The following is a 6600-nucleotide window of genomic DNA, read 5'->3' on the forward strand; positions in this document are numbered from 1 at the left end:
CTCTATCTATGTTTAAATACTCAATCATTTATCTACTAAAATGCGTCGTTCACTATAATGAAAGAAATGACAATGGGTTAATTTGATGTACATCCCATAGACACTCTCTCCAAACAATTTCCTTTATTTACGTATGACGCTCGCTCTTTGTTTGCTTTCCATTACCTTTTCTATGAAAATACGCCCCCATTTTGAATATTCATCGAGTAATGTATGACAGCTGCAATCTATCTAGTCAAAGGCCGTGAAAAATCTTTGCGCCGTAAACATCCATGGGTCTTTTCCCGAGGGATCAGCAAGGTAGAAGGTGAGCCTAGCCTTGGAGAGACCGTCGACGTTTATACTCATGATAATCAGTGGTTAGCAAAAGCAGCCTATTCCCCTACTTCTCAAATTCGAGCTCGCGTTTGGAGCTTTGAGAAGCAGGAGATCAATGTCGATTTTTTTGTGAAACGGCTCGAAGATGCACTGTTAGTTCGCCAGGAGATTATTGAACGAGATGGTCTTACAGGCTTTAGGCTGATTGCAGCAGAATCAGATGGGTTGCCAGGTATTACTATCGATAAGTATCAAGATTATCTAGTATGCCAACTGCTTAGCGCAGGGGCTGAATACCATAAAACGAATATTGTTAAAGCGCTGACAATCGTTTTCCCAGAGTGCCATGTTTACGAACGTTCAGATGTTGCCGTTCGTAAAAAAGAAGGTTTGGAAGAGCGCATGGGCGTGCTGCATGGCGATGAGCCGCCAAAATCAGTCATTATCGAAGAAAATGGCGTAAAAATTAGCGTCGATATTGTTGGTGGACACAAAACAGGCTTTTACCTAGACCAACGTGACAGCCGCCAGAAATCAATAAAATATGTGAAGGATAAAGATGTCCTTAACTGCTTTTGTTATACCGGAGGCTTCGGTTTGTACGCTCTTAAAGGCGGTGCCAAACGCGTAATTAACGCCGACGTCTCACAACCTGCATTAGATACCGCCAAATACAATGCAGAGATCAATCAATTCGATATCTCCAAAAAACGCGCTGTATTTTTAAATGCCGATGTTTTTAAATTATTGCGAGAATACCGTGATCAAGGAACACTGTTTGATGTGGTGATCATGGATCCACCTAAGTTTGTCTCGAGTAAAAATAACCTGACCTCCGGTGCAAACGGTTATAAAGACATCAATATGTTGGCAATGCAAATTTTAAAACCGGGTGGCACTTTACTCACCTATTCATGCTCTGGCCTTATGGGCACCGATCTCTTCCAAAAAATCATTGCAGATGCGGCGCTCGATGCAGGTCGTAGCGTTAAATTCGTTGAAAGGTTCGAGCAAGCCGCTGACCACTTAACAGATTCAGCCTACCCTGAAGGGTTTTATCTAAAAGGGTTCGCCTGTAAGGTGTTGTAAGCCGTATTTTATAGGCAGCAAGAAAAACCGGAGCTCTAATCAAGCTCCGGTTTTCGTTATTTTAATCCTTTAAATGGTTTAGATTATCCATCAAACTACTAGTGATATCCGCAGCTGAAGCACCATCAAAGTCCACGGTCAATGTTTGACCCGACTTGACAATCGTTAGGTGCGATTCATGTTCATTTCCTGTAACACGAATAGATACATCGTCCGCAACACCTTGATGATCTGCACTACTCAGCCCATCAAGTAATACTGTGATCTCGTCTTTAGACATGTCTTCAAACAAGTCGGAAAAATCTAACGAATCCCCTTCCGAACGATGGAAGTCAGTAACGCGGTCAGTCGCGGTTTCCATCTCAACCCATTTGAATATGTCTGCGCCACTATCACCCGTTAAGATATCACTACCAAGGCCGCCAATAAGGGTGTCGTTACCTTCACCACCTCTCAAACCGTCGTTGTGAGAACCACCATCAATATAATCATCACCGGTATGACCAAAAAGGATATCAGAGCCAGATTGACCAAATATTCGATCATTGCCACTACCGCCATTAACAACGTCAGCATTACGGCTTGCTACATCGTTCGATAATAACAAACCATCATTATCTAACATTGAGTCAGCGCCAGAAAGATTGCCTGTCATTACATGATGATTGGCAATCTCAGACGCTGAAAGTTCCAAATCATCATCACTACTGTAACCATGCGATCCCGTCATTCCTGCATAAATGACGTCATTTCCAGAGCCAGTCTCAATATGATCGTTCCCCGATCCACCACTAACAGTTTGATTTTGAGAACTATTATTATAACCTTTCCCTGCGTGAATAGGGTTTTCATCTCCATGAATATCACGTACTGTACCCAAAAGATTGCCCCCGAACGCAACGTCGAATCTATCTGGGTGCCGTGAGTTTTCACCATTTCTAACAACTATCATGTCATTTAAATCATTGCCTTCAACCGTCAATGGTAAACCTACGGGTACACCATTTTTATCTACAGCGTTAACCGAAATCGTTAAAGTACTATTGGCAGCATCACCATCATTATCTCTCACGGTATAACTAAAAACTTCCTGTGCGTTGAGGGGGATCTTAGAGGCATCCTCAGTCACTTGATAAGTATAGCTACCATCAGCCATCAGAATCAGCTCGCCATACAAACCAATAACCTTAGTGCCAACACCTGTATTAATGCTACTTGATGTTTCTCCATTCACACACCCTATGACAGTCAATGGCCCATCGGCACCGTGCAAATCGTTATGTATTACATTACCTAAAGCACTTGGCAAATGGTAACCACTTCCTTCGACAATCTTTGCTACCAAGTCAAACTGGTTGGATGCATTTTCGTCTGTCTTTATCGAGTTGATAACATTACCGTTTTTATCAACAAAACCTAAGACTTCAACTGTATACATCTTACCTTCAAATTCAAAAGTCACAGATTGACTCTCAATAGTAATGATATCCCTTGGATCAGACTGATTATTTGGTGTTTCGTTATGGGCAAAATTCACCGTAATCGTCACAGGCGTTACTCGACCATAAGCATCGGTTACTGAAAACGTTACATCTAGTGTTGCCCCCGTAATCGAATCATAGATAGGGTAGTTATAGTGAGTAAAGGTTCCTAGTTGGACTAGCTCATTGAGAGCTATGTTTCCAGCCAGTCCACTATCGTTATCAATAAAACCATACCCTGATTGCCCATACCCTGCACTCGTTCCCCAGCGTACTTGGTCTAAATCAGGGTCAGCATCGCGCGAATCATAAATTGTAATATTTGAACCACCTGCGATATTGCTCCACTTAGCCGAAACACCGTTAAAATTAAATGAATCGGCTAATACATTGATTGAAGCAACATCCGCATTAGCGATAGGGGCATCATCTTCGATAACAATGGTGATTGTACTTGTGCTCGAAATACCACTTGAATTTTGTGCTTCAATGGGAATATCAATCACAAGGTCATCTTCTCCACCATTATTCGTGTGGTCGAATACAGCATGCAACTGACTAGTCACCTTGCCTTGGTTATCTACGGTAATTTCGACCACTTTATTGTCAGCAACCGTTCCAATCAGTCTCTGTTTATCCGAAGATAAGTTCCAGGTAATAGCTACACCATTAGAAGTGTAAGTACCAACCGGAATCCCCATAGAAAGCTCAGAGGTGTTCGCAATATTAAGCTCCCCTTCCACTGAGGTCTGGTTAGTCGTGTCTTGTGAACCAGTGATAGATGCGTCATCCGCAATCCCGCCTTGTAATCCTTCTTCAGAAACATTGAGCGTCAATTCACCAATAACCGGTGGAGACACAGGCTTGACCGCAAAACCAAGCACAGCACTGTCACCATCGGCATCAGTAACTTTCACTTGGAAATCAATATCTCCATCACCTAACGGCGATTGTATATTTTGATACTGGTAAAACTCCCATTTTCCCGTTGTCGGTGTAAACTCGAGTTTGAAGACTAAATGCCCTTCTGCATCTTTACCAGTAAGAGTATTTGCTCCTACTAATCCAACAGTAATGTCAGAGCCAGTAACCGTTTTGAGTGTCGCAGACTCATCTAGGCCAACTAATTGCAGTGCCCCTCGAGCATCGGCCCCCCATTGCGGTTCAACGACACCAGAACCATAAGCAATTGGCTGCGGCGCATCCGCACCAAGAAACTCGATATTTTTAACGGTAAAGTCACTATTATCTTTATGATTAAACGAGCTACCATTATCAGTAGCTTTGATAACCATCGTATCAAAACCACCCTGTTGCACAGAAAAGTCTTTAGCGTAATCTCCACGGTTTTCATCAGAGGTAAAACTTTGAGTTGCAATCAGCTTTCCATCTCGCCAAAACTCAACAATCCCGCTTTCGCCCTCACCGCCAAACATTTTGCTGAACTCAATTTTCGCACCATAAGCTACCGTGTTAGGATCGAGTTTAATAACTAACTCTTCGGATGCAGAACTGCCATCTGAAAACTTACGAAAATCAACTTCATTAGCAAGGTTATGGTACGGAGAATCCTTACTACTAACGCCGATACCTTCATTGTCACCATTAATATTTGCACCAACTAACGTGGATGATAAAGCTGAAGAGAATCCTTTTGCAGTAATAGTAAATTGACCACCGTCAATCGTGGTCCTATTACCACGGTAACTCGTTAGATCAAACTGGCCAGTTAACACATCAGGGATGTCAGTTGCTGTGACAGCAACTGGATCCATCGCATGGTCACTAGGTGCATCGTCTTCAATGATGATAGATAGTTTGCTTTCCGTTGTGGCTTGCCCATCTGAAACAAATACGCCGAGATCTAAACTCAGTGTATCTTCTTGGGAGCCATCTGGATGGTCGACAGGGTTGAGTAAAGTGACTGTATAGTTCCACTCGCCCTTGCCACTTGCATTAGGAGCAGTAAGTTCGATTTCAATAACGGATTTAGAATCACTCCCAAATGTAGAGCCTATCAGCTTGTGATTTTGAGCATCCCATTCCCAAACGACTTCCATACCTCCCGACGTGATGCCCTCCGGGCCCGAAAGAGTGATCTCTACGGAATCGCTATCTACATCATCAATTGTGATGGTGCCAGATGCCTTAATTGCGTCGCTTGTATCTGAGGATCCAATATCATCTTGAAGTCCACCAGGTAAGCCTTCCTCGGAGAGAGTACTAGGATTTATTATGTCAAGTATTGGTCCGTCCGCCACCGCACCGACCGTCACATTCACGGTCGCCGTTTCAACATTGCCCGCCGCCGTCGTCACTGTGTAAGTGAAGCTGTCGCTGCCGTGGTAGTCCTCATTTGGTGTGTAGGTCACGGTGCCATCAGCATTGAAGGTCACGGTGCCGTTCGCACCTTGAGTCACGCCAGTCACACTCGCGTTGTCACCGAAGGTGTCATTATCCAGCACGTTGATGCTGCCCGCGGTGTCTTCATCGGTATTGAGGACGTCGTTCTTCGCGTCATCTACAGAGCCGACCGTCACATTCACGGTCGCCGTTTCAACATTGCCCGCCGCCGTCGTCACTGTGTAAGTGAAGCTGTCGCTGCCGTGGTAGTCCTCATTTGGTGTGTAGGTCACGGTGCCATCAGCATTGAAGGTCACGGTGCCGTTCGCACCTTGAGTCACGCCAGTCACACTCGCGTTGTCACCGAAGGTGTCATTATCCAGCACGTTGATGCTGCCCGCGGTGTCTTCATCGGTATTGAGGACGTCGTTCTTCGCGTCATCTACAGAGCCGACCGTCACATTCACGGTCGCCGTTTCAACATTGCCCGCCGCCGTCGTCACTGTGTAAGTGAAGCTGTCGCTGCCGTGGTAGTCCTCATTTGGTGTGTAGGTCACGGTGCCATCAGCATTGAAGGTCACGGTGCCGTTCGCACCTTGAGTCACGCCAGTCACACTCGCGTTGTCACCGAAGGTGTCATTATCCAGCACGTTGATGCTGCCCGCGGTGTCTTCATCGGTATTGAGGACGTCGTTCTTCGCGTCATCTACAGAGCCGACCGTCACATTCACGGTCGCCGTTTCAACATTGCCCGCCGCCGTCGTCACTGTGTAAGTGAAGCTGTCGCTGCCGTGGTAGTCCTCATTTGGTGTGTAGGTCACGGTGCCATCAGCATTGAAGGTCACGGTGCCGTTCGCACCTTGAGTCACGCCAGTCACACTCGCGTTGTCACCGAAGGTGTCATTATCCAGCACGTTGATGCTGCCCGCGGTGTCTTCATCGGTATTGAGGACGTCGTTCTTCGCGTCATCTACAGAGCCGACCGTCACATTCACGGTCGCCGTTTCAACATTGCCCGCCGCCGTCGTCACTGTGTAAGTGAAGCTGTCGCTGCCGTGGTAGTCCTCATTTGGTGTGTAGGTCACGGTGCCATCAGCATTGAAGGTCACGGTGCCGTTCGCACCTTGAGTCACGCCAGTCACACTCGCGTTGTCACCGAAGGTGTCATTATCCAGCACGTTGATGCTGCCCGCGGTGTCTTCATCGGTATTGAGGACGTCGTTCTTCGCGTCATCTACAGAGCCGACCGTCACATTCACGGTCGCCGTTTCAACATTGCCCGCCGCCGTCGTCACTGTGTAAGTGAAGCTGTCGCTGCCGTGGTAGTCCTCATTTGGTGTGTAGGTCACGGTGCCATCAGCATTGAAGG

Annotated in this window: 2 protein-coding genes; one reads left to right on the forward strand and one right to left on the reverse strand. The window is 46.0% G+C overall.

Annotated features, from left to right (window positions below; all coding sequences use genetic code 11):
• Positions 1-213: 213 nt before the first annotated feature.
• Complete coding sequence (locus AACU59_RS02275; protein ID WP_019282622.1) at positions 214-1407, forward strand: class I SAM-dependent methyltransferase; 1194 nt, start codon at positions 214-216, stop codon at positions 1405-1407.
• 61 nt (positions 1408-1468) lie between these two features.
• On the opposite strand, the gene AACU59_RS02280 is transcribed toward AACU59_RS02275, so the two are convergent.
• Positions 1469-6600: Ig-like domain-containing protein (locus AACU59_RS02280; protein WP_202598920.1), on the reverse strand; the 5132-nt coding region annotated here is incomplete at its 5' end.

The organism is Vibrio sp. V23_P3S9T160, assembly GCF_963886625.1.
In the GTDB taxonomy this organism is placed as follows: domain Bacteria; phylum Pseudomonadota; class Gammaproteobacteria; order Enterobacterales; family Vibrionaceae; genus Vibrio; species Vibrio anguillarum.